Source organism: Blastococcus aurantiacus (assembly GCF_900102425.1).
Lineage (GTDB): Bacteria > Actinomycetota > Actinomycetes > Mycobacteriales > Geodermatophilaceae > Blastococcus > Blastococcus aurantiacus.
The window spans coordinates 23,056-46,835 of the sequence record NZ_FNBT01000009.1 but is presented as its reverse complement, the minus strand read 5'-3'; the positions used below and the strand labels follow the sequence as shown (position 1 = coordinate 46,835).

The window sequence follows — 23,780 nt, the reverse complement described above, 5'->3', positions numbered from 1 at the left end:
GTCCGACACTGGATCGGCGTGGCCGGGACAACGGCCGGGACAACGGCCGGGAACGAGGACGAGGCGTCGGTGGAGCGAGCGGCGGGCGAGCAGGTGCAGCGCTCCGTGCTGCCCGTGCCGCGCCCACCGGGATCGGCAGGGGTCCGGTCGCACGCGGCGGCCGTGGTGGGCTCGGACGACGAGATCCTGGCGGCCGCTCTCCCCTTCCTCGCCGCGGGCCTCGAGGCCGGCGACACGACCGTGCTCGCCTGTCCCGACGAGCTCGCCGAGCTGATCCGTGCCGGTCTCGGGGTGCCGGCGGACACCCTGGAGAACCTCCCGCGCATCGGGCTGCTCGACACCCGTGCGCCCGACGCGCTCACCGTGACCCACCGGCTGCTCGAGCGTGCGCGCAGCACCGGGTCGGGACGGGTGCGGCTGGTCGGCCAGGTGCAGTTCGGGGAGCAGCCGCGGAGCTGGCGCGAGGGCGCCCGCTACGAGGCCGCGCGGAACGTGCTGCTGGCGAGGGAATCGCTCGCCGGCCTGTGCCTCTACGACTCGCGGATCCTGCCGGAGGAGGTCGTGGACGGCGCCCGAGCCACCCATCCCGAGCTCGTCGTCGGGGGCGTCCGCCGGAGCAGCGCCGAGTTCGCGGACCCCCGGGACTTCCTGCGCCGCCTCCCCGTCCACCGGGAGCCCGTGGAGGCCTCGGCCCCGGTCCTGGACCTCCCCGCCGCGACCGTCCTGGCCGACCTGCGGCACCGGCTGGGCGCCGCCCTGACGGCGCACGTGGCCGACGCCGACCTGGCCGACGACCTGCACCTGGCCGTCAGCGAGGTCGCGGCCAACGCCTTCCGGCACGGGGTTCCGCCCGTCTCCGCCCGCATGTGGGTCGGCCCCGACCAGTTGATCTGCGAGATCGGCGACCGCGGCTCGGCGTTCGCCGACCCGCTGGCCGGCTTCCAGCCCGCCCACGGGCCGGACCTGGGCCGCGGGGGCATGGGCCTGTGGCTGGCGCGCAAGCTGTTCGACCACGTCGACCTGCTGCCCGGCCCGGACGGGCTCGTCGTCCGGCTCGCCACCCGCGTCCCCTGAGCACGGTCCCGGTCCCCGGCGGCCCCTTGCCTCACCGGGGCTGCGCTGCTGAGGTGTCCCGGTGATCGTGGTGACGGGGGCGGGCGGTCGCGCGGGGGTCGCCGTCGTCCGGGCGCTGCGTGCCCGCGGGGAGCAGGTGCGCGCCGTGGTCGCCCGGCGCGGTCCGCGCCCCGAGCTGACCGACCTCGGGGCCGAGGTCGTGGTCGGCGAGCTGACCCAGCCGATGCCCTGGGCGAAGCTGCTCGACGGCGCCACCGCGTTCCACCTCCTCTGGCCGCAGTTCCACCCCGAAGAGGCCGAGGGCTCCGCCGCGCTGTTCGCCGAGGCGCGCCGGGCCGGCGTGGGCCGGGTCGTGTACCACTCGGTGCTGCGCCCCCAGACCCGTGTCCTGCCGCACCACGCGGCCAAGGACCGCGCGGAGGAGGCGCTGGAGAGCTCCGGGGTCGCCTGGCGGGTGCTGCAGCCGTGCGCGTACGCACAGGACTACGACACCGAGCTGCCGGAGGTCGCGCGCACCGGGGTGCTGCGCTCCCTGTGGGGTCTGCGCACGGCGCAGTCGCTGGTCGACGTCGAGGACGTCGCCGAGGCCGCCGCCGTGCTGCTGACCGAGGACGGGCTGGACGGCGGGACGTTCGAGGCAGCCGGGCCCGAGCCGCTGACCGCGGCGCGGATCGCCGAGCTGATGGGGGAGCGCCTCGGGCGGGAGGTGGTGGCCGACGACGTCATCCCGGCCGGCGAGCAGCCGAGCGCCTACGCCGCGCGGTGCCGGCGGGCGATGCTCGACCACCGGCGCGCCCACGGGTTCGTCGGCAGCCCGCGGGTGCTGACCGCCCTGCTGGGGCGGCCGCCAGGCACGTTCGCCGAGCACCTGGCCGGGCTGCCGCTGCCCACTGCGGACTGAGCGGCCGGCCGGGTCAGACGGTCGAGGCCGCTGCGCTGCCCAGCAGCGAGGAGGAGTCCTTGCCGGTCCGCTTCGCCTCGTACATCGCGGTGTCCGCGCGGTGCAGCAGCCGCTCCGCGGTGTCCCCCGGGGCGCCGAGTGCGCCGCCGACGCTCGCGGTCACCGACAGCGTCGTCCCGCCCAGCACCATGGGGGCGCGCAGCGAGGTGAGCAGCCGGCCGGCGACGTCCCGGAGGCGCTCGTCGTCGGCCTCGCAGAGCAGGACGGCGAACTCGTCACCGCCCAGCCGGGCGACGACGTCGTCGGCCCGGACGTCCCCGGTGAGCCGGCCGGCCACCGCGACCAGCAGGTCGTCCCCGGCGGCGTGGCCCAGCGAGTCGTTCACGCCCTTGAAGTCGTCGATGTCCACGAAGAGCACCGCGGGCGGTGCGGCGGGTTCGATCGAGGCGGTGGCCGCGGCCAGCCGTTCGGAGAAGGCGGCGCGGTTGAGCAGCCCGGTCAGGGGGTCGGTCCGGGCCTGCTGGCGCAGCTCGTCCTCGAGGCGCTTGCGGTCGGTCACCTCGCGGAAGTTGACCACCCAACCCTTGATGCCGGCGGCGTTCACCCGTCCGCTGATCCGCATCTCCACCCAGCGGGTCTCCCCGGAGACGTGGGAGACCCGGACGTCGGTGTCCACCGCACCCGCGTGGACGTCGGCGGCGTCGCCCGCGGCGGCCACGGCCGCGCGCAGGCGCGGCTGGTCCCGGGGGTCGGCCAGGTCGATGGCGTCCACGCCCAGGTAGTACGACGGCGGCCGGCCCAGCAGCGATTGCACGGCGGGGCTGATGTAGGTGATCGTGCCGGTCCGCGCCTCCACGATGGCGATGACGTCGGCGGCGTTCTCGAGCAGGAGCTGCAGCCGGGCCTCGCTGGCCGCCAGCGCGACGCGGGTCGCCTCCCGGTCGGCGTCGAGGGCCGCGAGCCGCCACAGCGCCAGGCCGGTCAGGGTGGCGGTGCCGAGGCCGAGGAGGTAGCCGAGGCCGCCGTTCCCGATGGTCCACAGGACCAGCAGGGCGGGGCTGATGAGCAGGGTCGTGCCGACGCCGAGGACCCGGGAGCCTTCCGCCTCGTCGTCCGGGTCCTGCCCGGCCCCCATCCGGGCGACGGACGGGTGCCGCGCGGCCACGGTCATGGCGGCGACGGCCAGGAGGGGGAGCGGATCGAGCAGCGGCAGCTCGCGCAGCGGCGCATCGGCGATCATCCGGCCGCCGTAGCCGAGGACGGTGAGGGCCGCCGCCGCCAGCAGGGCAGCCGTGGGGACCGAGCGGTGGTGGCGGGACATGGCCAGCGGGACGCAGACCATCAGCAGGACGACGCTGAGCACCGGGGTGCCGAGATCGAGTTCCAGCACCTCGCCGGCGGACGTCCGCCCGTTCCCGCTCACGGCGACCACGGTGAGCCCGCAGGCGAGGACCAGGGTCGCGGTGTCCAGCCACGAGCGGTCGCGGCGCCGGCGCTCGGCGCGGACGACGCCCAGGGCGCCGACGGCCATGGCGGCGTAGGCGGCGACGTCCAGGACCGCCTCCGCGGCACCCGAGGCGGCTGGCCGGATCCCGGCCAGCTCGAGGACCTCGGCGAGGCAGCTCAGCGCGAAGAAGGCCAGCCCCGCGCCCAGCGCCGCCCAGGCCGAGGCCGCGGGGGTCCGGTGGTGGACGATCGCGGTGCGGACGGCGGCGATGCCGAGGCAGAAGAGCGCGATCTCGGCCGCGGGGCGCCAGGGGCCCATGGGGACGGAGACGACGGCTGCCACCACCGCGACGACCAGCGCCCCGTGCAGCCAGGCGGCACGGGCGGTGGGTACGGCGGGAACGGTCACACCTACCCATCGACACCCGGGCCGCCGACCTTACGGTCGTTCACCCGTGAGGGGGATGCCGCCGCACGGCATCCGCCCAGGTCAAGGCAGGGGTGGGAGGTCCTCGACCCGCAGATCGGGACGCACGCGTAGGAAGCGCAGCGGGTGCCGGAAGACGCCCGCCTGCAGCGCGGCGTCGGCGCTCACCTCGACGACCACGTCCGGCCGCACGCGGGTGAGGGGCACCGAGAGCCGGCCCCCGCCGAAGCGGCCGGTGCCGATGCGGTCGGGCCAGGGGTGGTCGTCGTCCGCGGGACGGAGGACGGCGGCGAGCTCCTCGCTCTGCCGGGGCGCCAGCGGGCTGGTGCGCCCGACGACGACCAGCTCGCCGTCCCGGTAGCGGCCGGCCACCAGCTGGCTGGGCCGGTCCAGGGGGCCGATGACCCCACCGGCCACCACCTCGGTGCTCTCCCAGCTCTTCACTTTCAGCCATTCACGGCGGCCGGGCGCGTAGCGGCTGCCGGCCCCCTTGGCGACCAGGCCCTCGACGCCGGCCACCCGGAACTCCTCGAACCACTGCTGCGCGAGCTCGGGGTCCGCGGTGCTCGGGGACAGCTGCAGGGGCGGCGCCCAGCGGGCCGACAGGGTCTCCAGCTCGGCCCGGCGGCGGCCCAGGGTCTTCTCCCGGAGGTCGGTGCCCCCGAGGGCGAGCACGTCGAAGGCGACGTAGGAGGCCGGGTGCGCGGCGACCTGGGCGGCGATCCGCCCGGGCGCGGTGACCATGCGCTTCTGCAGCAGGCCGAAGTCCAGGCGGTCGTCGTGCCAGATCACGACCTCGCCGTCGAGCACCGTGCCGGCCGGGACCTGGGCGAGCGCGGCGGCGACGATGTCGGGGAACCGGTCGGTGAGGTCGCGGCCCTGCTTGCTCCACAGCCGCGTGGAGGCGGCGTCCCGGACGATCACGAGGCGGTAGCCGTCCCACTTCGGCTCGTACCGGCAGCCGCCCGGCAGCGCGTGGGGCGGGGGGATCTCGCGGACCGGCTTGGACAGTTGCACGCCGACGGGGCCGGTGAGCCCGGGCGGGAGGCCCGGGAGGCCGGGGGCGGTCAGCGGCACCCGGACAGCCTGGCGGCTGACCGGCGCGGATGCACGGCCGACCGGCGACGTCACACCCGATCGGGGGCGCGCCCGCACGCGCCGTGATCAGTCGAGGCGACCGGCCAGATCGGCGGCGAACCGCTCGGCGATGTCCAGCTGCTCGCGCAGTGCGTGCACCCGGGCGGCGGCCGCCTCGTGGAACATCCGCAGCCGGTCGGTCAGCGCGGCGTCCTCCGGGCGCTCGGTGAGGTCGGCCAGCAGGGTGAGCAGCTCCTGCATCTCCTCGAGGCGGAAGCCCAGCGGCTTCATCCGCTTGATGACCTCGAGCCGGGCGACGTCGTCGTCGCTGTAGAGCCGGAAGCCGCCACCGCTGCGCGAGGTGGGACGGACCAGTCCGTTCTCCTCGTAGAACCGGATGGTGCGCAGGCTGAGCCCGGTGCGCTCGGCGACCTGGCCGATCTGCAGCAGGCCGGTGCGGGCGACCATCAGTGCCCCGCCCCCAGTTGCCCGGTGTGCCGCTCGAACCGGGTCAGCGAATGATCGTCCAGGCCGACGATCTCCACCCGCTTCCCGCGGGTGGCGTACTTGTGCGTGATGGCGTCCAGCGCCGCGACGGTGGAGGCGTCCCAGACCTGCGCGTTCGACAGGTCGATGACCACCTCGGCCGGGTCCGCGGCGTACTCGAACTGGGTGTAGAGGTCGTTGCTCGACGCGAAGAACAGGGCGCCGTCCACCGAGTAGCGCACGCTGCCGTCGGCCCCGACGTCGCGGGTGACGTCGACGAGGTGGGCGATCCGCTGGGCGAAGAGCACGCAGGCGACGAGCACGCCGACGCCCACGCCGATGGCCAGGTTGTGGGTGAGCAGGGTGCCGGCGACGGTCGTGAGCATCACCGTGGTCTCGCTCTTGGGCATCTTGTGGATGGTCTGCAGGGAGTGCCAGTCGAAGGTCGCGATGGACACGAAGATCATCACCGCGACCAGGGCGGCCATCGGGATGGTGCTGACGATGTCCCCGAGTGCCACGACCAGCACCAGCAGGAAGACCCCGGAGAGGAACGTGGAGAGCCGGGTGCGGGCCCCCGACGCCTTCACGTTGATCATCGTCTGGCCGATCATGGCGCAGCCGCCCATGCCGCCGAAGAAGCCCGACGCCACGTTGGCAACGCCCTGGCCCATGGACTCGCGGGTCTTGTCCGAGTGCGTGTCGGTGATGTCGTCGACCAGCTTGGCCGTCATCAGCGACTCCATCAGCCCCACGAAGGCCACGCCAAGGGCGTAGGGGGCGATGATGCCCAGCGTCTCGAAGGTGAACGGCACGTCCGGCAGCAGGAAGAAGGGCAGGCTGTCGGGGAGCTCGCCCTCGCCGCCGACGTCGGGGATGTCCCAACCGACGGTCAGGACCAGGGCGGTCAGGATGACGATGGCGACCAGCGGTGCGGGGACGACGGTGGTCAGCCGGGGCAGCAGGAAGATGATCGCCAGGCCGGCGGCGACCAGCGGGTAGACCAGCCAGGGGACGTCGGTGAGCTGCGGCAGTTGCGCGGTGAAGATGAGGATCGCCAGGGCGTTGACGAAGCCCACCATGACGCTGCGCGGGATGAACCGCATGAGTCGGGCGAAGCCGAACAGGCCGAGCAGCACCTGGAAGATCCCGCCGAGGATGACCGCGGCGAAGAGGTACTGGACGCCGTAGTCGAGCGCCAGCGGAGCGACGACCAGCGCGATGGCGCCGGTCGCAGCGGTGATCATCGCCGGTCGGCCGCCGGTGAAGGCGATCACCACGGCCATGACGAAGGAGGAGAACAGGCCGACGCGGGGGTCGACGCCGGCGAGGATCGAGAAGCTGATCGCCTCGGGGATGAGGGCGAGCGCGACCACGAGTCCGGCGAGCACCTCGGTGCGGGCGGTGCGCGGCTCGAGCCACGACGGTCGGGTGAGGCGAAGGGCAGGCAGGACGGACATGCTCCCGTTTCCGGTCGGAGGGTGTGAGCTTCGCTCGACCGGCGTCGCGGCGAGCGGACTGGCCCCCATCCTGCCGCAACTCGACCCTCACGTCAGGGGAGAGTGGTTGAGTTCCTGGTCACGCACGCTCCAGCAGCAGGAGGGCGTACGCGGCCAGCGACGGGCTGTCGGTGATCCCACCGTCGCGCATCCTCCGGCGCAGCTCGGCCTCCGGGACGAAGGCCTGGCGCATGTCGGCCTCGGTCGCCTCCCGCGCGGTCGGTCCGGGGGTGAGGTCGGTGGCCCGCCAGACGTCGAACCGCTGGGTCAGGAGCCCGGAGGCGAGATCCAGCCGCCCCAGGTGCTCCCACCGTCCGGCCCGCAGGCCCGTCTCCTCGGCCAGCTCGGCCCGCGCCAGCTCCTCGGGTGACCCGGCCGTCCCGGCCGGCCACGTCCCCTGCGGGAACTCCCACGACCGGCGCCCCAGGGGGTAGCGGTACTGCTCGACCAGCCAGAAGCCGCCGTCCTGCTCAGGTAGCACCAACGCGAAGTCGGCCTTCTCGACGACGCCGTAGATGCCGGTCGAGCCGTCGTCGAGCTCGAAGGCGTCCTCCCGGACGCGTATCCAGTCGTTCCGGTAGACCTCTCGGCTGCTCGTCGTCCGCACCCTCCGACCCTGGCAGAACGGTGTCACGATGGAAGGGTGACCGAGCGGAAACCGCCGGGGATGTCCTTCGAGACATGGGTGGACCGGCAGATCGCCCAGGCGCAGGAGCGCGGTGACTTCGCGCGGCTCCCGAGCGGGCCGCTGAAGGGCCTCGACCGCGAGCAGACCGCCTACGACTGGGCGCTGGCCAAGGCCCGGCGCGAGGGCGTGGACACCGGGGCGATGCTGCCGCCGGGCCTGCGGCTGCGCCGCGAGCGCGACGACCTGCCGGAGCGGGCGGCGCGCCTGGCCACCGAGGCGGAGGTCCGGGCCCTCGCCGAGGACTACAACGCGCGGGTGGAGGCCTTCTGGCGGCTGCCGGCGGAGAGCAGGTGGGCTGCGGTGCCCGGCCTGGCCGACGTCGAGGCGCTCGTCGAGGGCTGGGAGCGCGACCGGCCGGCCCCGCAGCCCGCGCCGGAGGAACCGCCCGCGTCGCCGCCTGTGCGCCGGAGCTGGTGGCGCCGGCGCTGAGGGCGGCTGCCGGTCAGGCCTGCGCGTCGTCCTCGGCGGCGTCGTCCTTGTGCGCGTCGTGCTCGCGGGTGGCCATGCCGCCGTGGCCGCCCTCGTCGTGCTGGCCCGGGTGCAGGTTGTTGGCCTCGTCGTCCTCGCGCGGCTCGGTCACGGCGCGAGTCTCCCGCCGGCACGCACTCCGCGCACGGTCGGCCCCTGCCCACGGTGGTGGGCAGGGGCCGACCGTTCGCGGAACACCGGTCAGGCAGCGGCCGGCACCCGGTCGAGGAAGCCGAGCACGGCGCTGATCCGGCCGTCGGCGTCCAGCAGCGCCACGTCGGAGCCGACGACCGGCGCCTCGGCGCCCTCGGGCCCCAGCTCCCAGGTGAAGCGCAGCTGGTCGTGGTGGGGGTCGGCCGGCCCGGCCAGCCGGAAGACGAACCCCGGGAACTGCGCCTGGACGGCGCCGATCGTGGCGGCGAGCGCCTCGGCGCCCCGGACGTCGACCATCGGGTCGGTGTAGCGGACGTCGTCACTGAACACCTCGGCGACGGCGGCACGGCGGGCCTCCGGGTCGGTCTCGTTCCAGGCGGCCAGGTAGCGGTCGGCGTGGGCGGTGGTGGCGGTCATGTCGGTTCTCCTTCTTCGGGGCGGTGCGATACGCGGGACGGGGCGAACGGGGTGATCAGCGGCGGAGGCCGGCGACCTGGGCGGCGGCGAAGCCGGCGACGACGGCGGCCTGCAGGACCAGCCATCCCGCGCCGAGCCCGGTCAGCGAGCCGATGCCGACGACGGCGGCGGCGACGCTGCCGGCGGCCCACAGCAGGTTGGCGCCGATGACCGCCCCGACCGCCGCGCCGGGGATCCGGCGACGGGTCGCGACGAGCCAGACGGCGGCGGCGTAGACGAGCAGGAAGACGCCGACGCCGCGGAGCAGGCCGGGGGACAGGCCGAGCGGGCCGTCGAGCAGCGGGGCGCCGAGCAGGTAGGCGGCGCCGTTCGCGCCGGTGACGACGGCGTCGAGTCCGAGGGCGAGGCGGAGCAGTCCGCCGGCACGGGTGAGCGGGGAGGCAGCGGGTGCGGTGCGTGTCGTGGTCATGCAGCAACCGTGGACGCGCCGGTGCAGCAGGTCGATTACCTCCGAGGTAAGCGACAGCGCGCAGCCCGGTGGCTAGCGTCGCCCTCGTGACCAGCGCCGTTGCAGCAGACGCACCCGTCGGGGAGCTGCTCCGCCAGTGGCGGCAGCGCCGCCGGCTCAGCCAGCTCGACCTGGCCGGTGAGGCGGGCGTCTCTGCCCGCCACCTGAGCTTCGTCGAGACCGGCCGCGCCCGGCCCAGCCGCGAGATGGTGCTGCACCTGGCCGAGCAGCTGGAGATCCCGCTCGGTGCGCGCAACGAGCTCCTGGCGGCGGCCGGTTTCGCGCCGGTCTACCGGCGGCGTGACCTGGGGGACCCCGACATGACCGCCGTCCGGACCGCGCTCGACCTCGTGCTGACGGCCTACGAGCCGTTCCCCGCGCTGGTGGTCGACCGGTCGTGGCACCTGGTGTCGGCCAACCGGGCCCTGTCGGGGCTGCTCGACGGGGCCGCACCCCACCTGCTCGAGCCGCCGGTCAACGTGCTCCGGCTGAGCCTGCACCCCGACGGCCTGGCACCGCGCATCCTCAACCTGCCCGAGTGGCGTCGGCACGTGCTGCACCGGCTGGGGCGGGAGGCGCACCTCAGCGGCGACCTCGGGCTGGCGGCGCTGCACCGGGAACTGCTCGCGCTGCCCGGCGGGATGGACCGGACCCCGCCGAACGGCATCGCGGTGCCGCTGCGCCTCCGGTCCGGGGACGAGGTGCTCAGTTTCCTCAGCACGGTGACCACCTTCGGCACCGCCGTCGACCTGACTGCCGCCGAGCTGAGCGTCGAGGCGTTCCTCCCCGCCGACGAGGTGACCGCCGCCGCGCTGCGCCGGGCGGGCTGACCGCAGTCCGGGCCTGTTCGCCCGTGGCATAGCCGGGGTCGACGCTGCCGGGGCGGGGTAGGTGCCGGTTCCGACGCGCGAAGGAGACGCCATGACCGAGATCCCGGGAACCGACCGCGACCAGGCACGGAAGAACGTCGAGGAGGAGACCCCGCTGGTGCCCGAGGACGTGGAGGGCGCCGACGAGGACACCGCCCGTCCGCAGGGCGATGAGGGGGTCACCGGCGACGAGGCCAAACCGGCGCCGGGGAGCACCGACCTGGACGTCTGACGCCGGTCAGTCGCCCGTCGACAGGCTCCGCAGGGTGAGCCCGCGGTGGTCGGCCAGCCGCTCCGCCTGGGCCTCGACGGCGGCGCGCAGGCGGGACGGGAGCGGGCCGAAGGGCTCCATGGTCAGGTCCAGCGACGTCCCCGCCTTGCGCGCCCGCCAGCTGCCCACGACGTCGCCGTCGGCGAGCACCGCTCCCGGCCGGCCGATGATCCGCCACAGCTCCTTGGCGCGAGCGGCGTCGGGGACGATCGTGGCCCGGTCCCGGGCCTGGAGGAAGAGATCGTGGCTGCCCAGCAGCAGCGTCCCTCCCGGCGCCTCACCCGTCAGGCGGTCGGCGTCCTCGGCCAGGACCCAGCGCCGCTCCCCGTCGACCCGCACCTCCACCGCGTCGGTGGGCCAGTGGGCCTTGACCTCCTTCAGCGGCGCGTCCACGTAGCCCGCGACGTGCGCGGGGGTGGCGGGGCCGAGCAGCCGCAGGTAGCCCCGGACGACGTCGAGGTGCTCCGGCGCCGTCCCGGCCGGGGCGAACCCCGGGATCGGGCGCAGCACCGGCGGTGAGGTGCCCGGCTCCAGCTCCAGCCCGGCCCGCAGCGCGGCCAGCCGGAACGGCTGCTCGTAGGCGTGGACGGCGCCGCAGGGCACGCAGTTGCGCAGGTAGGGCTCCTCGAGGACGGCGGTGAGGCGGGTGGAGAGCTCGCCCTTGACCGTCGGCCGGTCCACGATCTCGCGCATCCGAGCCGCGACGGTGTCCAGCCCGGCCAGTGCGGGGGTGCCCGCCGCCTTCAGCGGACGGGCGGCGTCGAACATGCGCTTGGCGGCATCGGCGTCGGAGAACGGCGCCGTGGCCGCGGCGACCCCGCCCACGTCGGCCCGCCGGTAGGCGTGCGGTGCGCCGCGCAGCGTCCAGAGCAGCACGAGCTCGTCGGCCGGCGGGTCGGGCAGCCCGCGCAGCGCCAGGGCCCATGCCGCGCCGTCGGTACCGGTGTCCTGCACGCCGAGGTCCAGGACGGCGGTGTCCTCGAGCGAGCCCGCGTCGCGGCCCAGCTGCTGGGCGCGCGCCCGGAAGGCGAGCACATCCCGCCTGGTCAGGTCCACGGGAGGATCCTGCTCCGCGTGGGGTCGTCAGTCGAGGAGGGCGCCGAGCAGGCGAGCCAGGGTGGCGCGGTCGTCGGCGGAGAGCCGGGACAGCAGTTCGTCGTTGTCCGCCGCCCGTGCGCGGCCGACCTCGGCGCGGACGCGGCGGCCCTCCGCGGTCGGGCGCAGGATCACCGCGCGCCGGTCCGCCGGGTCGGGGGTGCGCTCGACGAGGCCTCGTGCCTGCAGGCCGTCGGCCACCTCGGTGGCCGAGCGCGGCGCGATGTGCAGGGACTCGGCGAGGTCGGAGAGGCGGACGCCGTCCCGCTCGACGACGACGCGGAGGGCGCGGGCCTGGTGCGGCGAGAGGTCCCACGGGGCGAGGGCCTCGCGCCAGCGGCGCCGCTGGTTCCGGGCGACACGCATGAGCAGCTCGCCCAGCTCTCCGGTCGCGTCGTCGGGCACGGGGGAACACTAGCGGAGGTGCAGGGGCTACCGGACCATGAGGTAACCTCAGCATACATTCTGGAGGTGTCGGTATCAGCGAGATGATGATGGGTGGCCGTGGCGGCGGCCCCGGCGGTGGCGGTCCCGGGGGCCGCAAGCCCGACCCGGCCGACCGCGCGCAGCTCGAGCGTTCCCCCGTCCGCTGGAGCCGGGTCGCCGCCCTGTTCCGGCCCTACCGCGGGCAGCTCGCCGTCGTGATGGCCCTGATCGTGGCCTCCTCCGTCGTCGCGCTGGCCACGCCGTTCCTCATCCGCATGGTCATCGACGAGGCGATCCCCGCGCAGGACGTTCCGCTGCTGCTGTGGGCGGTCGGCGGGATGCTGGCCGTCACCGTGCTGACGGCGGTCTTCGGCGTCGTCCAGACCTGGCTGTCCACGACGGTCGGCCAGCGGGTCATGCACGGTCTGCGGACGGCGGTCTTCACGCACCTGCAGCGCCAGTCGCTCGGCTTCTTCACCCGCACCAAGGGCGGCGAGGTCCAGTCACGGCTGATGAACGACATCGGCGGCATGCAGTCCGTGGTCACCTCGACCGCGACGTCCTTCGCCGCGAACGCCACCACCGTCATCGGGACGGTCGTGGCCATGGCGGTGCTGAGCTGGCGGCTGTCGCTGCTCTCGCTCGCCGTGCTGCCGCCGGCGATCTGGCTGACCCGCCGGGTCGCCCGCATGCGCCGCGCCCTCACCGCGCAGCGCCAGCGGCACCTGGCCGACCTGCACTCCCAGGTCGAGGAGGGGCTGAGCGTCAGCGGCGTCCTGCTCGGCAAGACGCTGGGCGCCGGCCCCGCGCAGTCGCGGCGGTTCGCCGGTACCTCGGAGTTCCTCGTCGACCTGGAGGTGCGCTCCCAGCTGGCCGGCCGTTGGCGGATGGCCACGATGAGCATCGTCTTCGCCGGCATCCCCGCCCTGATCTACCTGGCCGCCGGGCTGCCCGCGACGTCCGGCGGCATGACCATCGGCACGCTGGTCGCCTTCACCACGCTGCAGGGCGCGCTGTTCCGCCCGCTCATGCAGCTGCTCGACATCGGCGTCTCGCTGACCGCCTCGATGGCGCTGTTCAGCCGGGTCTTCGAGTACCTGGACCTGCCCGTCGACATCGACGACCGCGAACACCCGGTCGCGGTCGACCCGGCCGCCGTGCGCGGCGAGGTCCGCTTCGAGCGCGTCGGGTTCCGCTACCCCGAGGGCGCCCGGCCGGCGCTGAGCGACGTCGACGTCACCGTGCCCGCCGGGACGACGCTGGCGCTGGTCGGCGAGACCGGCTCGGGCAAGAGCACCCTGGCGTCCCTGGTGGCGCGGCTCAACGACCCGACCACCGGCCGGGTGCTCGTCGACGGCGTCGACGTCCGCGACCTCGCGCTGGCCGACCTCGCCCGCATCGTCGGCGTCGTCTCCCAGGAGACCTACCTGCTGCACGGCACGGTGCGGGAGAACCTCCTGCACGCCAAGCCCGACGCCACGGACGAGGAGATGGTGACGGCGGCCCGCCGGGCGCAGGTGCACGACGTCATCGCGGCGCTGCCCGAGGGCTACGGGACCGTCGTCGGCGCGCGCGGCCACCGCTTCTCCGGGGGCGAGAAGCAGCGCCTGGCCATCGCCCGCACGCTGCTGCGCGACCCCGCGGTGCTGGTGCTCGACGAGGCCACCAGCGCCCTGGACACCGTGACCGAGCGGGCGGTGCAGGCGGCCCTCGACGAGGCCGGCCGAGGCCGGACGACGGTCACCATCGCGCACCGCCTCTCGACGGTGCGCGACGCCGACCGGATCGTCGTCCTGGATGCCGGGCGGGTCGTCGAACAGGGGTCGCACGACGAGCTGATGGCCCGAGGCGGCCGCTACGCCCGGCTGGTCGGATCCGCCGAACGGGCGGTGGAGCTGGTCGGCTGGACCGCCGAACGCGCCACCGCCAGCGCGACCAGGGCGTCGGCCTCCGCTGCCAGCCGGCGCCGGTAACCGCCGGCCAGTACCGGATTCAGGACGGCGAGCAGCCCGGTCATCCGGACACCGACCTCCAGGACGACGGTGCAGCCGCCCCCGGCATCCGGGACGACGGTCCGGCGCCCCTCGACGACGGCGTTCGCGTTGCCTCCGGCGAAGGAGCCCGACCGCTCGTCCGCCGCAGTGATGGTCGTCGGCGTGACGAAGGTTCGGCCACCGAAGTGCAGCTCCTCGGTGATCCGCTGACCGATCCGCGCCCGGCCGGGCGGTTCGACGTCCATCCGCACCACCGCGGCCCGCCACTCGGCGTCCCTCGACCAGTCGAGGACGAGGGCGGCGGCATCCTCCGCGGACCAGGGCAGGTGCCGGCGCTCGACGTTCACCGCGCCACCTCCTCGGCGGGCTCGCCCCAGAACTCGTCCACCTCGTACTGGTCCCGGCTGTGCAGCCAGGACTCCGCGATCCGGCCGTCCCTGAGCCGGGCCACGTGGGCGAGGTTGTTCTCCAGCGGCCGGTCGCGGTCGGGGCGGGTGGCGCGGTAGGTGGCGAGGGCGACGCCCCACTCGCCGTCGTCCAGCACGCGGTGCACGGTCAGCTGCAGGGTGCCCCCGGTGACCTCGGCGGCGTGGCCGACGAAGCCGAGGACGGCGTCGCGACCGGTGTAGGTGCCGGTGTTCGTGCTCCGGCCGGGGACGTGCAGCACGGTGTCCTCGGTCAGGTTCTCCGCGGCGGAGGCGAGGTCGCCGGCGGCCAGGGCGTCGTACCACCGCGTCAAGGGTGAAGCCATGTCGTCCTCCAGGGGTGCCTGTGCGGACGGATCGCCGCCCGCTGTCGTTTCGACGTCGAAATGATGCACCCGGAGTCATTTCGATGTCAAACTGTTCCCGTGGCGGAGGCGGACGCGGTGGACGAGATGGTGCGGCAGTGGCGACGTGAGCGGCCCGACGTCGACCCGTCGTCCATGGCCGTCTTCGCGCGGCTCACCCGGGCGCACCTGGCCGCGTCGCGGGCGATCGAGGCGACGCTGGGCCGGCACGGCCTGAACCGCGGGGAGTTCGACGTGCTGGCGTCGCTCCGCCGCTCGTCGGCGCCCTACCGGCTCTCGCCCGGCGAGCTGGCGCGCGCCCTCGTGCTGTCGCCCGCGGCCACGACGAACCGCCTGCAACGCCTGGAGGAGCGCGGTCTCGTCGTCCGCCGGCCCGATCCGGCCGACGGCCGGTACGGCGTCGTGGAGCTGACCGGGGCCGGACGGGCGCTGGTCGACGAGGCGGTCACCGACCACGTGGCCACCCTCGACCGCCTGCTCGCCGACGTCCCCGGTGCCGACCGGGCCGGTCTCACCGCGATGCTCGCGGCCGTGGAGCGCACGGCGGTGCCGTGAGCCGGCCCCGGCCGGGATCACGGCCAGCGGTCGGCCGGGGTGCTCCTCCCGCGCTCGGTGGGCACGGGGACGGCGAAGCCGTCGGGCGTCGCGTCGGTCCAGCGCTCCGGCGCGGCGAGCAGGGCGCGGGCGTCCTCCGCCGGGATGCGCGGCAGCTCGGCGGCGGCGTAGTCGAGGTCGGTGGCCGGTGCGTCCTTCGGCGGATCGCGGTCCTGGTGCAGCTCGATCAGGCCGGCGTCGAACCAGCGCAGCAGCACCGCGGAGCAGTCCGCCGGGTCGAACGGCCCGCCCGGAGGCGCCTCGCCCTCCCAGTCGACGAAGTCGCCGTCGGGGATGTCGAAGAGCCATGCGTCGTCGTGCACCGAGCGGTACATCGCCCGGTGCAGGTCCGGTCCGGGGTCGTCCGCCCGCGGGGTGGGCTCCGGCGCCGGGACGTGCGGCTGCGGCCGTCCGGACACCATGCCGGGGATCTGCGGGATCTCCTCTGTGCCCCGCCCGAAGAGCCGGGCTAGGAAGCCGGTCACCGACTGGCCAGCCGGGCCACCCGCCGCTGCCAGGCCAGCAGGACCGGGATGCCCACCAGCTCGAGCGCCGTGGCGCCCACCAGCACCGGGTGCGGGCGGCCCGTGGCCCGCCAGGAGACGAGCCGGGCCAGACCGCCGAGGAAGACGGCGGCGGAGACGGCCCGCACGGCGGCCGCCTCCTCCTCGATGCGGGGAAGCGCGCGCCAGAGGGTCGGCGCCGCGGTGAACCACATCGCGTGCGTGTAGCGGTACTCGCTGTCGACGTCCGTGGGCACGGGCCCGTCGACGCCGGGAAGGGCGCGCGGCCCCACCAGGACCCCCGCCGCCCCGGAGGCGAAGGGAATCAGCGACAGGGTGCCGAGGACGATCTGGAGGCCGCGCCGGCCGCCGTCCGGAGTGGGGATCATGCCCGCACGCTGGCACAACGCGGCCGGACCCGCGCGGGCGGACCCTGACACGCCACTGGAGGGCTGACCGTGGTCAGCCCTCCAGCGAGGTCGTTCCGTGCTTGGTGCCCACGAGGCCCGTGGGCGGCCGGATCAGTGAGCGGTGCGTCCGGCGTCGACGCGGTGGGCGTCGTGCCAGTCGTCGTCACCCTCGGGCTCCTTGGCCAGCAGGAAGGCGCCGACGGCCCAGACGAGACCGCCGATCAGGCCGATGTAGGAGCCGATCTCGGAGGAGTAGTCGCCGCCGCGCTCGAGCGCACCGGGGGCGTCGATGACGTAGCTGAGCGCCACGAGGGTCGCGGCGACGCCGGCAGCCATGGTGACGAGGGACAGGCCACGGTGCTGGCGCCCGCGTGCCCGGTTGAGCGTGTAGAGCAGGGCAGCGGCGAGACCGATGCCGAAGTAGGCGAGGTACGGGATCACGGTGTCGGTCTCGTAACCGCTGCCGGTCACCGTGTCGTCCTGGGTGGAGACCCAGTCGAGGAAGACGCTGATCAGGAAGACGACGACACCGGCGGTGGCGACGTAGGCACCCATCGGGTTCGCCCGGCGGTCGTGCCGGCGATCGCCATCGTGCGAATGTGCCTGTGAAGCAGAGTTGGACATGCGCAGCCACTACCCATCACGACAGTCACAGGAAACTCACAGGCACCCGGACGGGTGAAGTGTGAGCGGCGTCTCCGCGCTGCGTGACCGCCCGGAACGGACCCGACACGCTGCCCGCGTTGTCGCTCCGGTGTGCTCGTGATGTCATCCCGGGACGGTGTGGCAACGGTGCCGCTCCGGGACGGAGGGCGGACATGGCCGAGGTCCACGGCTCGTGCAGCGAACGGTTCGCCGGCGTGCGGGAGGCGATGGCCCACCAGCTCGACGCCGGGGAGGAGCTCGGCGCCTCCGTCGCCGTCGACCTGGACGGGGAGACCGTCGTCGACCTCTGGGGCGGGCACCGCGACGCCGAGCGCACGAAGCCCTGGTCGGAGCACACGATCGTCAACGTCTGGTCGACGACGAAATGCGTGCTGGCGCTGGCCGCGCTGATGCTCGTCGAGAGCGGCGAGCTCGACCTCGACGCGCCGGTCGCTGACTACTGGCCCGAGTTCGCCGCCAAGGGGAAGAAGGACGTGCGGGTGCGGCACCTGCTGTCGCACACCTCAGGCGTTTCGGGCTGGGAGCAGCCCTTCTCGATCCGGGACATGTACGACTGGGACTCCGCGACCGAGCGGCTGGCCCAGCAGGCCCCGTGGTGGGAGCCCGGCACGGCCTCGGGCTACCACGCCAACAACCAGGGCCACCTGGTCGGCGAGGTCATCCGCCGGATCACCAACACCACGTTCAAGAAGTTCGTCGCGGACCGGATCGCAGGCCCCCTGGGGGCGGACTTCCAGATCGGAGCACGGGAGTCCGAGGTCTCCCGCATCGCCCCCGTCGTCGCCCCGCCCCCGCCGGAGACCGGCGCGGCGCCGCCGGATCCGGACTCGGTCGCCGTGAAGACCTTCACCGGCCCGCGCGCCTCGGCAACCGCGGCGAACTCCCCGGAGTGGCGGGCCGCCGACCTGGGCGCGCTCAACGGCCACTCCAACGCCCGCGGGGTCATGCGCGTGCTGCGCACCCTGAGCCTCGGCGGTGAGGCCGGCGGCGTGCGACTGCTCTCGCCGGAGACGGTGGAGGAGGTGTTCGCGCAGCAGTCCGACGGCGTGGACCTGGTGCTGGGCGTGCCGTTCCGGTTCGGGACGGGCTACTGCCTCGGCTCGCCGATCGTGCCCTACGTGCCGGAGGGTCGGACCTTCTTCTGGGGCGGCTGGGGCGGCTCGCTGGCGGTGATGGACCTCGACCGGCGGCTGACCATCACCTACATGATGAACCGGATGGGCAGCGGGATCCTCGGCTCGCCGCGCAGCGAGGCCTACGTGCGGGCCGTCTACGCCGCGCTGGCCTGATGGAGCTCGACGACGTCGTCCCGCGTCCGGACCACGTCACGCGGCAGGTCCGCTGGATCGCGGCGGAGCCCGCAGCCGTCTGGGACGCGCTGCACGGTGTGCGGTTCTCGGGACTCCCGCTCACGCTGGCGCTGTCGGCCGCCCGCTTCCTCCCGGTGGCGCTCTCCGGGCGGGGGCTGGGGCAGCTGCGCGACCGGCCGTTCCTCGAGGCCCTCCCCGTCCCGCTGCTGGAGGCGCGGCCGCCGTCCTCGGTGGTGTTCGGCGGCCTGCTCCAGCCCTGGCGCCTGACCGGCGGTGGGCCCGCGCCGGAGCTCGACGCCGCGACGCTGCGCGACTGGGACGGGCCGGGCTGGGTGAAGGTCGCGATGGACTTCCGGCTCACCCCCGCCCGCGGCGGCACGGAGCTCTCCTCGGAGACTCGGGTGAGGGCCACCGACGACGCCAGCCGCGCGGCCTTCGCCCGGTATTGGCGGGTCATCCGCCACGGGAGCACCGCCGTCCGCTGGGAGCTGCTGACGGCGGTCGAGCTGCGCGCGACCGCCTGAGCTGCGCGAGGATCGGCCCGTGGCCTGGACCGAGAAGGACATCCCCGACCTGAGCGGTCGTACCGCCGTGGTGACCGGCGCGAACGGCGGGTTGGGCTACCAGACGGCGCTCGCGCTCGCCGTCGCCGGTGCGCATGCCGTCGTCGCCGCCCGCGACCCGGAGAAGACGGCGTCGGCGACGGCGCGGATCCGCGAGCGCTACGCGGCCGCCTCGCTCGAGGTCGTGCCGCTGGACCTCGGCGACCTCTCGGTGGTCCGGGCCGCGGCGGAGGCCGTGCTGGCCGCGCACGAGCGGATCGACCTGCTCGTGAACAACGCCGGGGTGATGGCGATGCCGCAGCGGACCACGGCCGACGGCTTCGAGATGCAGCTCGGTGTCGACCACCTGGGGCACTGGGCGCTCACCGCGCACCTGCTCCCGGCCCTGCTGCGCGCCCCGGCGGCCCGGGTGGTCACCGTGACCAGCACGGCCCGGTTCATGGGCGGCCCCCTGGATCCGGCCGATCCACACATGCGCACGAAGTACCGGGCGTGGGGCTCCTACGCCCGCGCCAAGATGGCCAACTACCACTTCGGGCTCGGGCTGCAGCAGCACTTCGCGAAGGCCGGGCTCGCGGCGGCGTCGCTCATCGCGCACCCGGGGCTGTCGAACACCGACCTGCAGGCGCGCACGGTGCGCGAGGGCGGTGGCGGCTGGGTGGGTGCGGCGGCGCACGCGATGACGGCGCGCTCGGGCATGACGCCGCTCGAGGGCGCCCGGCCGCAGCTGCGGGCGGCCACCGATCCCGCAGCGGTCGGCGGCGAGCTGTACGCGCCTCGGTTCGGCTCGCACGGGCCACCGGTGCGCCGGCCGATCCTGCGCCGCTACGACCTGCAGAAGCAGATCGACGTCCTGTGGGAGGTCTCCGAGCGCGAGACCGGGGTGCCGCTGGTCGTGCCGCCCGCCTGAACGGCCGCAACTGCGGGGAAGTTGGACTTCTCGGCCGCTGGCTGAGCCCTGTTTCCCCGCAGTTGGGGACGACGTCAGGCGGGAGCGGGCTCGTGCCGGTCGCGGACGTGCCGCTCGATGCCCCGGCCCACCTTCTCGCCGCAGACGTCGCACACCCACGACGCCGTGATGCGGTGGCCGGAGTGGTGGAACTCGACCGGCGGCTCGTCGGCGACGTAGCGGTCGCCCCACTGCATGAGCGCCTGCAGCACCGGCAGCAGGTCCCGCCCGGCCTTCGTCAGGTGGTAGTCGGAGCGGGGCGGGCTGGCGCTGTACTGCCGACGCTCGAGCACCCCGGCGTCGACCAGCGCGTTGAGCCGCGCGGTCAGCTGTTCCCGGGGTGCGCCGGTGCCGCGCAGGATCTCGCTGAACCGGTGCGCGCCGAGCGACACCTCGCGCACGACGAGCAGCGCCCAGCGGTCGCCCACCACGTCCAGCGCGCCCGCGATGGAGCAGCGCCGGCCCGGCAGCTCGTCGAGTCGGTCCGTCATGCCGTCAAGGTTCGCATACCGAACCAACTCGTGTACGGTCCGGCTCAGTCGGTTCGAGGCACGAACCGAGGACGAGGCGGGGTGCCATGAGCGCGACGACGGATCCGGTCCCGATGGCGAGTCCCGCCCGCAGCCCGGGACTGGTGCTGCTCGTCGTCTCGGCGGCGGTCTTCCTGTCCGCGCTGGACCTGCTGATCGTCAACATCGCGTTCCCGACGCTCAGCGCCGAGTTCGACGCCTCGACCGTCGCCCTCTCCTGGGTGCTGAACGGCTACACGATCGTCTTCGCCGCGCTGCTGGCACCGGCCGGCCGGATGGCCGACCGGATCGGCCGGCGGCTGGTCTTCCTCGCCGGCCTGGCCACCTTCCTCGCCGGCTCGCTGGGCTGTGCGCTCGCCTGGGACGTGGGCAGCCTGATCGCCTTCCGGGTGGTGCAGGCGACCGGTGGTGCCATGGTGACGGCGACGTCCCTGGCGCTGCTGCTGGCCGCGTTCCCCCCGGCGCGCCGGTCGCAGGCGATCGCGGTGTGGTCGATGGTCGGGGGCGTGGCCGCCGCCCTCGGGCCGCCCATCGGCGGGCTGCTGGTGGAGATCTCGTGGCGCTGGATCTTCCTGGTCAACATCCCGGTCGGCATCGCGGCCCTGGTCGTCGGCCTGCGGGTGCTCCCCGAGTCGCGCGACGAGTCCGAGACCCGGCGTCCGGACTTCCTGGGCACGGTGCTGCTGGTCCTCGCCGTCGGCCTGCTGGCCTACGGGCTGGTCGCCGCCCCGGACCGCGGCTGGGACAGCGGCGTGGTGCTGGGCGCCTTCGCCGGCGCCGTCGTGGCAGGGGCGTTGGTGGGCCTGCGGGCGGCCCGCGCCCCGCGCGGCACCGTGCCGGTCCTGCCGCTCGCGCTGTTCCGGGTGCGGTCCTTCACGCTGGCCAGCCTGGCGATGGCGATCTTCATGGCCGGCTTCGCGGGCATGCTGCTGGGCAACGTCCTGTGGCTCACCGGTGGCTGGGGCTTCACCCCGACGCAGGCCGGATTCGCGCTGATCCCCGGCCCGGCGCTGGCTGCACTCACCGCCGTGCCCGCCGGACGGCTCGGCGCCCGGGTGGGGTGCGGGCCGGTCGCCGCGACGGGCATGACCCTGTTCGCGCTCGGCACCCTCGTCTGGTTCCTCCAGGTTGGCACCGAACCCGCCTTCGCCACCGAGTTCCTGCCCGGCCAGATCCTCACCGGGATCGGCGTGGGGCTCACGCTCACCAACCTGTCGGCGGCGGCGTCGTCATCGCTGCCGCCGGCGGCGCTGGCCACCGGGACGGCCACCTTCGGCGCGGCCCGCCAGATCGGCGCGACGCTCGGGGTCGCCGTGCTGCTGGCCGCGGTCGCCGGCCGGGGAGGGGAGCTCGCGGGTGCGGAGCGGGGATGGCTGCTCATCGTCTGCCTCGCCGTCACGGCTGCCCTGGTCGCCCTCGCCGTCGGCCGCGGGCACCACGCCGACCTGCAGGTGGTGCCCGCTCCCGTCTCGGTGCCCGCGCCCGTGCCCTCACCCGCGCCCGCGCCGGCCGCCGAGATCAAGGAGCTCCGATGAGCCTCGCCCCGTCGCCCGCGGCACCGGCCGGCACCTCCCGCCGGCTGGCGTTCGACCCCACGTGGCGCTCGTTCACCACCACGCAGGGCGGGCTGGTCATCGGCCACCTGCTCGCCGCCGCCGCGGACCTGGCCGGCGCTCCGCCCCGGGCCGTGACCGCGCACCTGCTGGGCGGCGTCGTCCCCGATGCCGAGGCCGTGGTCACCGCGGCCGCCGACCGGTCCGGCCGCACCGGCAGCGTCCGGAGCGAGCTGCGGCAGGACGGCGCGCTGCGGGCGGTCGCCCAGGTGCTCACGTCCGCCGGTCCCCCCGATCCGGTCACCGAGACGTACCCGCCGTCCTCCGTACCGGGGCTCGAGGACGGCGAGCCGTTCGAGCTGCCGCGCGATTACGTGCCGGTCGGCGAGCACACCGAGATCCGGGCCCTGGGCGCCTCGCGACCGATGGGCGGGGGCGACGAGCCGCGGCTGCACGCCTGGGTGCGCATCCGCGGCGCCGAGCTCCCGCCGCTGGTCCAGCTCGGCGTGCTGCTGGACGCGCTGCCGCCGTCGCTGTTCGCCGTCCGCACCGTGCCGGCGGCGATGCCGACCGTCGAGCTGACGGCCCACCTCGCCGGCCCGCCGCCGGAGACCGGCGCCTGGGTGCGGGTGGACCAGCGGACCGTCTGGTCCGACCACCGGGTCGCGGTGGACGACATCGAGCTGCGCGCGCTCGACGGCTCGCTGGTCGCGAGCGGCCGGCAGACCCGGCGGCTGCTGGGCGGTTAGGCGCCGTCGACCGCCCAGTCGGCGAAGACCAGGCTCACGGTGTGCCCGCTCGACGGCCAGTTCGGGACGTTGAGCGTCTGCGGCCGGTCGGCGTCGCCGCGGGGGAGGTTGCGGGCGGTGACGGTGCCGTCGGCGTCGGGGGAGGCCGGCAGGTACGCGTCGATGCCGCTCTGGAACGGCTGCTCGCCGAAGTACGGGAGCTTGGCCAGCGTGCTCTCGCCCGGGGTGGCGACGTCGTCGTGCACGTGGAGCCCGATCGCGCCGTTGCCGACGAAGTCGGTGATCACGTCCACCGGCTCGCCGCCGTCCACGCTGAGCTCCAGCACGTCGGCGTCGCCCTCCGAGTGCCACTCGCGCATGCGGCTGATGACCAGCGCGGTGTGCTCGTCGCCGATGTTGGTGTTCTGCCGGATGGTGCCGTCGGGCTCCGAGGAGAGCAGCCGCACGAAGGCGCTGCTGCGCACGTAGGGCTGCAGGTACAGGTGGTGGACGACGGGGGAGGCGTCGGAGCTGAGGGCGTACTCGTAGTGGGCGCCGCTCTCCAGCTCGATTGGGCCGAACTCCCCGTCGGGGCCGAGTTCGACGCTGGCGTGCGGCTCGTCCCCGGTGCGGGCACCGGTGTCGGAGTCGATGGCCCAGATGTCCAGCGTCGCCTCCCGTCCGGTGTTGGCGGGGAAGTTGACCGCCCGGCCCGAGATCTCCACCGGGTCGCGCTGCGGCACGATGTCGACCACCTCGGGCGCCTCGCCGACGAGGAACTCGTACTGCGCCGCGAACGACTCCTTCGACGTCGCCACCTCGACGTGCGTCTGCCCCGGGAACTGGGCCTGGTTCGGCGCGATGCAGGGGACGATCTGCGGCTCGGGGCAGGGCCGGCCGTCGATGGCGACGTACTTGGCCACCTTGGCGGCCTGCGCCGGGTCGCCGAGGAAGAGGTTCGAGACGGCGGTGCCACGCGAGTGACCGATCAGGTAGACCTGCTCGGCGTCGAACTCGGCCAGGGTCTCGTCGACGACCTCGGTCAGCCCGGCCGCGTAGCCGGGGATGTCCAGGCCCGCGCCGTCGTGGTCGTAGGCGACGACGCGGTCCGCCGGGTAGCCGTTCGCCACGAAACGCATGGCGTTGGACTCGACCTGCTGGGCCGAGCCGGCGAACCCGTGCACGAAGACGATCGGCAGGGCGATGTCGTCGGGCAGGGCGGGCAGCGGGTCGGTGCCCTCGGCCGCCTCGGTCCGGTCGGCGGCCTCGGGCGTGCCGCCGTCATCGGAGTCCGACGAGCAGCCCGTCAGCGCGAGCGCGGCCGCGACGAGGACGTAGAGCGGACGGCGCAAGCGGGAGTCGATCACGCCGACACCTTAGAGGCT

The 23,780-nt window shown here is 74.6% G+C and carries 29 protein-coding genes; 12 read left to right on the top strand and 17 right to left on the bottom strand.

The window, feature by feature from the left end:
• Positions 1-18: 18 nt before the first annotated feature.
• Both BLS70_RS17220 and BLS70_RS17215 read left to right on the top strand, forming a co-directional pair.
• On the top strand, positions 19-1,074 hold the full coding sequence (locus BLS70_RS17220; RefSeq protein WP_091770483.1) for an anti-sigma factor RsbA family regulatory protein: 1,056 nt from the start codon (positions 19-21) through the stop codon (positions 1,072-1,074).
• A 61-nt stretch (positions 1,075-1,135) separates the two neighbouring features.
• Positions 1,136-1,975 carry an SDR family oxidoreductase gene (locus BLS70_RS17215; RefSeq protein WP_091770481.1) on the top strand — a complete coding sequence of 280 codons (840 nt, stop codon included), beginning with the start codon at positions 1,136-1,138 and terminating at the stop codon, positions 1,973-1,975.
• Positions 1,976-1,988: 13 nt separating this feature from the next.
• Here BLS70_RS17215 and BLS70_RS17210 read toward each other — a convergent pair whose 3' ends face one another.
• The 5 genes from BLS70_RS17210 to BLS70_RS17190 form a co-directional block, all read right to left on the bottom strand.
• Positions 1,989-3,830 carry a sensor domain-containing diguanylate cyclase gene (locus tag BLS70_RS17210; RefSeq protein ID WP_091770479.1) on the bottom strand — a complete coding sequence of 614 codons (1,842 nt, stop codon included), beginning with the start codon at positions 3,828-3,830 and terminating at the stop codon, positions 1,989-1,991.
• Between the two features lie 81 nt (positions 3,831-3,911).
• Complete coding sequence (locus BLS70_RS17205) at positions 3,912-4,925, bottom strand: ATP-dependent DNA ligase (protein ID WP_091770788.1); 1,014 nt, start codon at positions 4,923-4,925, stop codon at positions 3,912-3,914.
• An 87-nt stretch (positions 4,926-5,012) separates the two neighbouring features.
• Positions 5,013-5,393: a MerR family transcriptional regulator gene (locus BLS70_RS17200; protein WP_091770477.1), complete on the bottom strand. Its 381-nt coding sequence runs from the start codon at positions 5,391-5,393 to the stop codon at positions 5,013-5,015.
• Complete coding sequence (locus tag BLS70_RS17195) at positions 5,393-6,871, bottom strand: SulP family inorganic anion transporter (protein ID WP_091770475.1); 1,479 nt, start codon at positions 6,869-6,871, stop codon at positions 5,393-5,395. Before BLS70_RS17195 ends, BLS70_RS17200 begins: the two co-directional genes overlap by 1 nt.
• 118 nt (positions 6,872-6,989) lie before the next feature.
• Complete coding sequence (locus BLS70_RS17190; RefSeq protein WP_091770473.1) at positions 6,990-7,517, bottom strand: NUDIX domain-containing protein; 528 nt, start codon at positions 7,515-7,517, stop codon at positions 6,990-6,992.
• Between the two features lie 36 nt (positions 7,518-7,553).
• On the opposite strand from BLS70_RS17190, the gene BLS70_RS17185 reads away from it, so the two are divergent.
• Positions 7,554-8,027 (top strand): DnaJ family domain-containing protein, encoded by a 474-nt coding sequence (locus BLS70_RS17185; protein WP_091770471.1) that lies wholly within the window; start codon positions 7,554-7,556, stop codon positions 8,025-8,027.
• A 13-nt stretch (positions 8,028-8,040) separates the two neighbouring features.
• Here the strand turns inward: BLS70_RS17185 and BLS70_RS20900 are convergent, their stop codons facing one another.
• The 3 genes from BLS70_RS20900 to BLS70_RS17175 form a co-directional block, all read right to left on the bottom strand.
• Positions 8,041-8,178: a hypothetical protein gene (locus tag BLS70_RS20900; protein ID WP_176946467.1), complete on the bottom strand. Its 138-nt coding sequence runs from the start codon at positions 8,176-8,178 to the stop codon at positions 8,041-8,043.
• 89 nt (positions 8,179-8,267) lie between these two features.
• Entirely contained in the window at positions 8,268-8,636 is a 369-nt protein-coding gene (locus BLS70_RS17180; protein WP_091770469.1) for a nuclear transport factor 2 family protein, read from the bottom strand.
• 55 nt (positions 8,637-8,691) lie between these two features.
• Positions 8,692-9,105, bottom strand: a complete 414-nt coding sequence (locus BLS70_RS17175; RefSeq protein WP_091770467.1) for a hypothetical protein — start codon at positions 9,103-9,105, stop codon at positions 8,692-8,694.
• 86 nt (positions 9,106-9,191) lie between these two features.
• Between BLS70_RS17175 and BLS70_RS17170 the strand changes: the two genes are divergently transcribed.
• Together BLS70_RS17170 and BLS70_RS17165 are read left to right on the top strand one after the other, a co-directional pair.
• Positions 9,192-9,974 carry an MmyB family transcriptional regulator gene (locus BLS70_RS17170; RefSeq protein WP_091770465.1) on the top strand — a complete coding sequence of 261 codons (783 nt, stop codon included), beginning with the start codon at positions 9,192-9,194 and terminating at the stop codon, positions 9,972-9,974.
• Between the two features lie 91 nt (positions 9,975-10,065).
• Entirely contained in the window at positions 10,066-10,245 is a 180-nt protein-coding gene (locus BLS70_RS17165; RefSeq protein WP_091770463.1) for a hypothetical protein, read from the top strand.
• A 6-nt stretch (positions 10,246-10,251) separates the two neighbouring features.
• Here the strand turns inward: BLS70_RS17165 and BLS70_RS17160 are convergent, their stop codons facing one another.
• A complete protein-coding gene (locus BLS70_RS17160) occupies positions 10,252-11,340 on the bottom strand; it encodes a DNA glycosylase AlkZ-like family protein (RefSeq protein ID WP_091770461.1) in 1,089 nt (362 codons plus the stop codon).
• 27 nt (positions 11,341-11,367) lie between these two features.
• Positions 11,368-11,784 carry a MarR family winged helix-turn-helix transcriptional regulator gene (locus tag BLS70_RS17155; RefSeq protein WP_091770459.1) on the bottom strand — a complete coding sequence of 139 codons (417 nt, stop codon included), beginning with the start codon at positions 11,782-11,784 and terminating at the stop codon, positions 11,368-11,370.
• 89 nt (positions 11,785-11,873) lie between these two features.
• Here BLS70_RS17155 and BLS70_RS17150 point away from each other — a divergent pair, with 89 nt between their 5' ends.
• Positions 11,874-13,778, top strand: a complete 1,905-nt coding sequence (locus BLS70_RS17150; RefSeq protein WP_304457110.1) for an ABC transporter ATP-binding protein — start codon at positions 11,874-11,876, stop codon at positions 13,776-13,778.
• Here BLS70_RS17150 and BLS70_RS17145 read toward each other — a convergent pair.
• Both BLS70_RS17145 and BLS70_RS17140 read right to left on the bottom strand, forming a co-directional pair.
• On the bottom strand, positions 13,661-14,146 hold the full coding sequence (locus tag BLS70_RS17145; RefSeq protein WP_176946466.1) for an SRPBCC family protein: 486 nt from the start codon (positions 14,144-14,146) through the stop codon (positions 13,661-13,663). The genes BLS70_RS17150 and BLS70_RS17145 overlap by 118 nt on opposite strands.
• Entirely contained in the window at positions 14,143-14,550 is a 408-nt protein-coding gene (locus BLS70_RS17140; RefSeq protein ID WP_091770455.1) for a nuclear transport factor 2 family protein, read from the bottom strand. The genes BLS70_RS17145 and BLS70_RS17140 overlap by 4 nt, the downstream gene beginning before the upstream one ends.
• Positions 14,551-14,649: 99 nt before the next feature.
• On the opposite strand from BLS70_RS17140, the gene BLS70_RS17135 reads away from it, so the two are divergent.
• Complete coding sequence (locus BLS70_RS17135; protein ID WP_255362541.1) at positions 14,650-15,144, top strand: MarR family winged helix-turn-helix transcriptional regulator; 495 nt, start codon at positions 14,650-14,652, stop codon at positions 15,142-15,144.
• A 17-nt stretch (positions 15,145-15,161) separates the two neighbouring features.
• Here the strand turns inward: BLS70_RS17135 and BLS70_RS17130 are convergent, their stop codons facing one another.
• The 3 genes from BLS70_RS17130 to BLS70_RS17120 all read right to left on the bottom strand — a co-directional run bounded on the left by BLS70_RS17130 (position 15,162) and on the right by BLS70_RS17120 (position 16,651).
• Positions 15,162-15,668 (bottom strand): hypothetical protein, encoded by a 507-nt coding sequence (locus BLS70_RS17130; protein WP_091770453.1) that lies wholly within the window; start codon positions 15,666-15,668, stop codon positions 15,162-15,164.
• Positions 15,665-16,075: a DUF4345 domain-containing protein gene (locus BLS70_RS17125; RefSeq protein ID WP_091770451.1), complete on the bottom strand. Its 411-nt coding sequence runs from the start codon at positions 16,073-16,075 to the stop codon at positions 15,665-15,667. Before BLS70_RS17125 ends, BLS70_RS17130 begins: the two co-directional genes overlap by 4 nt.
• A 132-nt stretch (positions 16,076-16,207) precedes the next feature.
• Complete coding sequence (locus BLS70_RS17120) at positions 16,208-16,651, bottom strand: hypothetical protein (protein WP_091770449.1); 444 nt, start codon at positions 16,649-16,651, stop codon at positions 16,208-16,210.
• Between the two features lie 263 nt (positions 16,652-16,914).
• Between BLS70_RS17120 and BLS70_RS17115 the strand changes: the two genes are divergently transcribed.
• The 3 genes from BLS70_RS17115 to BLS70_RS17105 are packed head-to-tail and all read left to right on the top strand — an operon-like array spanning position 16,915 to position 19,545.
• Positions 16,915-18,051 carry a serine hydrolase domain-containing protein gene (locus BLS70_RS17115; RefSeq protein ID WP_091770447.1) on the top strand — a complete coding sequence of 379 codons (1,137 nt, stop codon included), beginning with the start codon at positions 16,915-16,917 and terminating at the stop codon, positions 18,049-18,051.
• On the top strand, positions 18,051-18,596 hold the full coding sequence (locus tag BLS70_RS17110) for a hypothetical protein (protein WP_091770445.1): 546 nt from the start codon (positions 18,051-18,053) through the stop codon (positions 18,594-18,596). The genes BLS70_RS17115 and BLS70_RS17110 overlap by 1 nt, the downstream gene beginning before the upstream one ends.
• 19 nt (positions 18,597-18,615) lie before the next feature.
• Complete coding sequence (locus BLS70_RS17105; RefSeq protein WP_091770443.1) at positions 18,616-19,545, top strand: oxidoreductase; 930 nt, start codon at positions 18,616-18,618, stop codon at positions 19,543-19,545.
• A gap of 74 nt (positions 19,546-19,619) precedes the next feature.
• Here BLS70_RS17105 and BLS70_RS17100 read toward each other — a convergent pair whose 3' ends face one another.
• Positions 19,620-20,075 carry a winged helix-turn-helix transcriptional regulator gene (locus BLS70_RS17100; RefSeq protein WP_091770441.1) on the bottom strand — a complete coding sequence of 152 codons (456 nt, stop codon included), beginning with the start codon at positions 20,073-20,075 and terminating at the stop codon, positions 19,620-19,622.
• 113 nt (positions 20,076-20,188) lie between these two features.
• Between BLS70_RS17100 and BLS70_RS17095 the strand changes: the two genes are divergently transcribed.
• Both BLS70_RS17095 and BLS70_RS17090 read left to right on the top strand, forming a co-directional pair.
• The gene (locus tag BLS70_RS17095; RefSeq protein ID WP_176946465.1) at positions 20,189-21,649 is read left to right on the top strand and encodes a DHA2 family efflux MFS transporter permease subunit; all 1,461 of its coding nucleotides are present in this window, start codon (positions 20,189-20,191) and stop codon (positions 21,647-21,649) included.
• Positions 21,646-22,416: a thioesterase family protein gene (locus BLS70_RS17090; RefSeq protein WP_091770437.1), complete on the top strand. Its 771-nt coding sequence runs from the start codon at positions 21,646-21,648 to the stop codon at positions 22,414-22,416. The genes BLS70_RS17095 and BLS70_RS17090 overlap by 4 nt, the downstream gene beginning before the upstream one ends.
• Here BLS70_RS17090 and BLS70_RS17085 read toward each other — a convergent pair.
• On the bottom strand, positions 22,413-23,762 hold the full coding sequence (locus tag BLS70_RS17085) for an alpha/beta fold hydrolase (protein ID WP_091770436.1): 1,350 nt from the start codon (positions 23,760-23,762) through the stop codon (positions 22,413-22,415). The two genes, BLS70_RS17090 and BLS70_RS17085, sit on opposite strands and share 4 nt — an antisense overlap.
• Between the last annotated feature and the right edge of the window lie 18 nt (positions 23,763-23,780).

What these genes read in the sequence shown, in the direction of transcription:
- BLS70_RS17200 (WP_091770477.1), bottom strand. Translation starts at nt 5,393, where the DNA reads ATGGTCGCCCGCACCGGCCTGCTGCAGATCGGCCAGGTCGCCGAGCGC.
- BLS70_RS17195 (WP_091770475.1), bottom strand. Translation starts at nt 6,871, where the DNA reads ATGTCCGTCCTGCCTGCCCTTCGCCTCACCCGACCGTCGTGGCTCGAG.
- BLS70_RS17180 (WP_091770469.1), bottom strand. Translation starts at nt 8,636, where the DNA reads ATGACCGCCACCACCGCCCACGCCGACCGCTACCTGGCCGCCTGGAAC.
- BLS70_RS17175 (WP_091770467.1), bottom strand. Translation starts at nt 9,105, where the DNA reads ATGACCACGACACGCACCGCACCCGCTGCCTCCCCGCTCACCCGTGCC.
- BLS70_RS17165 (WP_091770463.1), top strand. Translation starts at nt 10,066, where the DNA reads ATGACCGAGATCCCGGGAACCGACCGCGACCAGGCACGGAAGAACGTC.
- BLS70_RS17150 (WP_304457110.1), top strand. Translation starts at nt 11,874, where the DNA reads ATGGGTGGCCGTGGCGGCGGCCCCGGCGGTGGCGGTCCCGGGGGCCGC.
- BLS70_RS17140 (WP_091770455.1), bottom strand. Translation starts at nt 14,550, where the DNA reads ATGGCTTCACCCTTGACGCGGTGGTACGACGCCCTGGCCGCCGGCGAC.
- BLS70_RS17125 (WP_091770451.1), bottom strand. Translation starts at nt 16,075, where the DNA reads ATGATCCCCACTCCGGACGGCGGCCGGCGCGGCCTCCAGATCGTCCTC.
- BLS70_RS17120 (WP_091770449.1), bottom strand. Translation starts at nt 16,651, where the DNA reads ATGGGTGCCTACGTCGCCACCGCCGGTGTCGTCGTCTTCCTGATCAGC.
- BLS70_RS17115 (WP_091770447.1), top strand. Translation starts at nt 16,915, where the DNA reads ATGGCCGAGGTCCACGGCTCGTGCAGCGAACGGTTCGCCGGCGTGCGG.
- BLS70_RS17110 (WP_091770445.1), top strand. Translation starts at nt 18,051, where the DNA reads ATGGAGCTCGACGACGTCGTCCCGCGTCCGGACCACGTCACGCGGCAG.
- BLS70_RS17100 (WP_091770441.1), bottom strand. Translation starts at nt 20,075, where the DNA reads ATGACGGACCGACTCGACGAGCTGCCGGGCCGGCGCTGCTCCATCGCG.
- BLS70_RS17095 (WP_176946465.1), top strand. Translation starts at nt 20,189, where the DNA reads ATGGCGAGTCCCGCCCGCAGCCCGGGACTGGTGCTGCTCGTCGTCTCG.
- BLS70_RS17090 (WP_091770437.1), top strand. Translation starts at nt 21,646, where the DNA reads ATGAGCCTCGCCCCGTCGCCCGCGGCACCGGCCGGCACCTCCCGCCGG.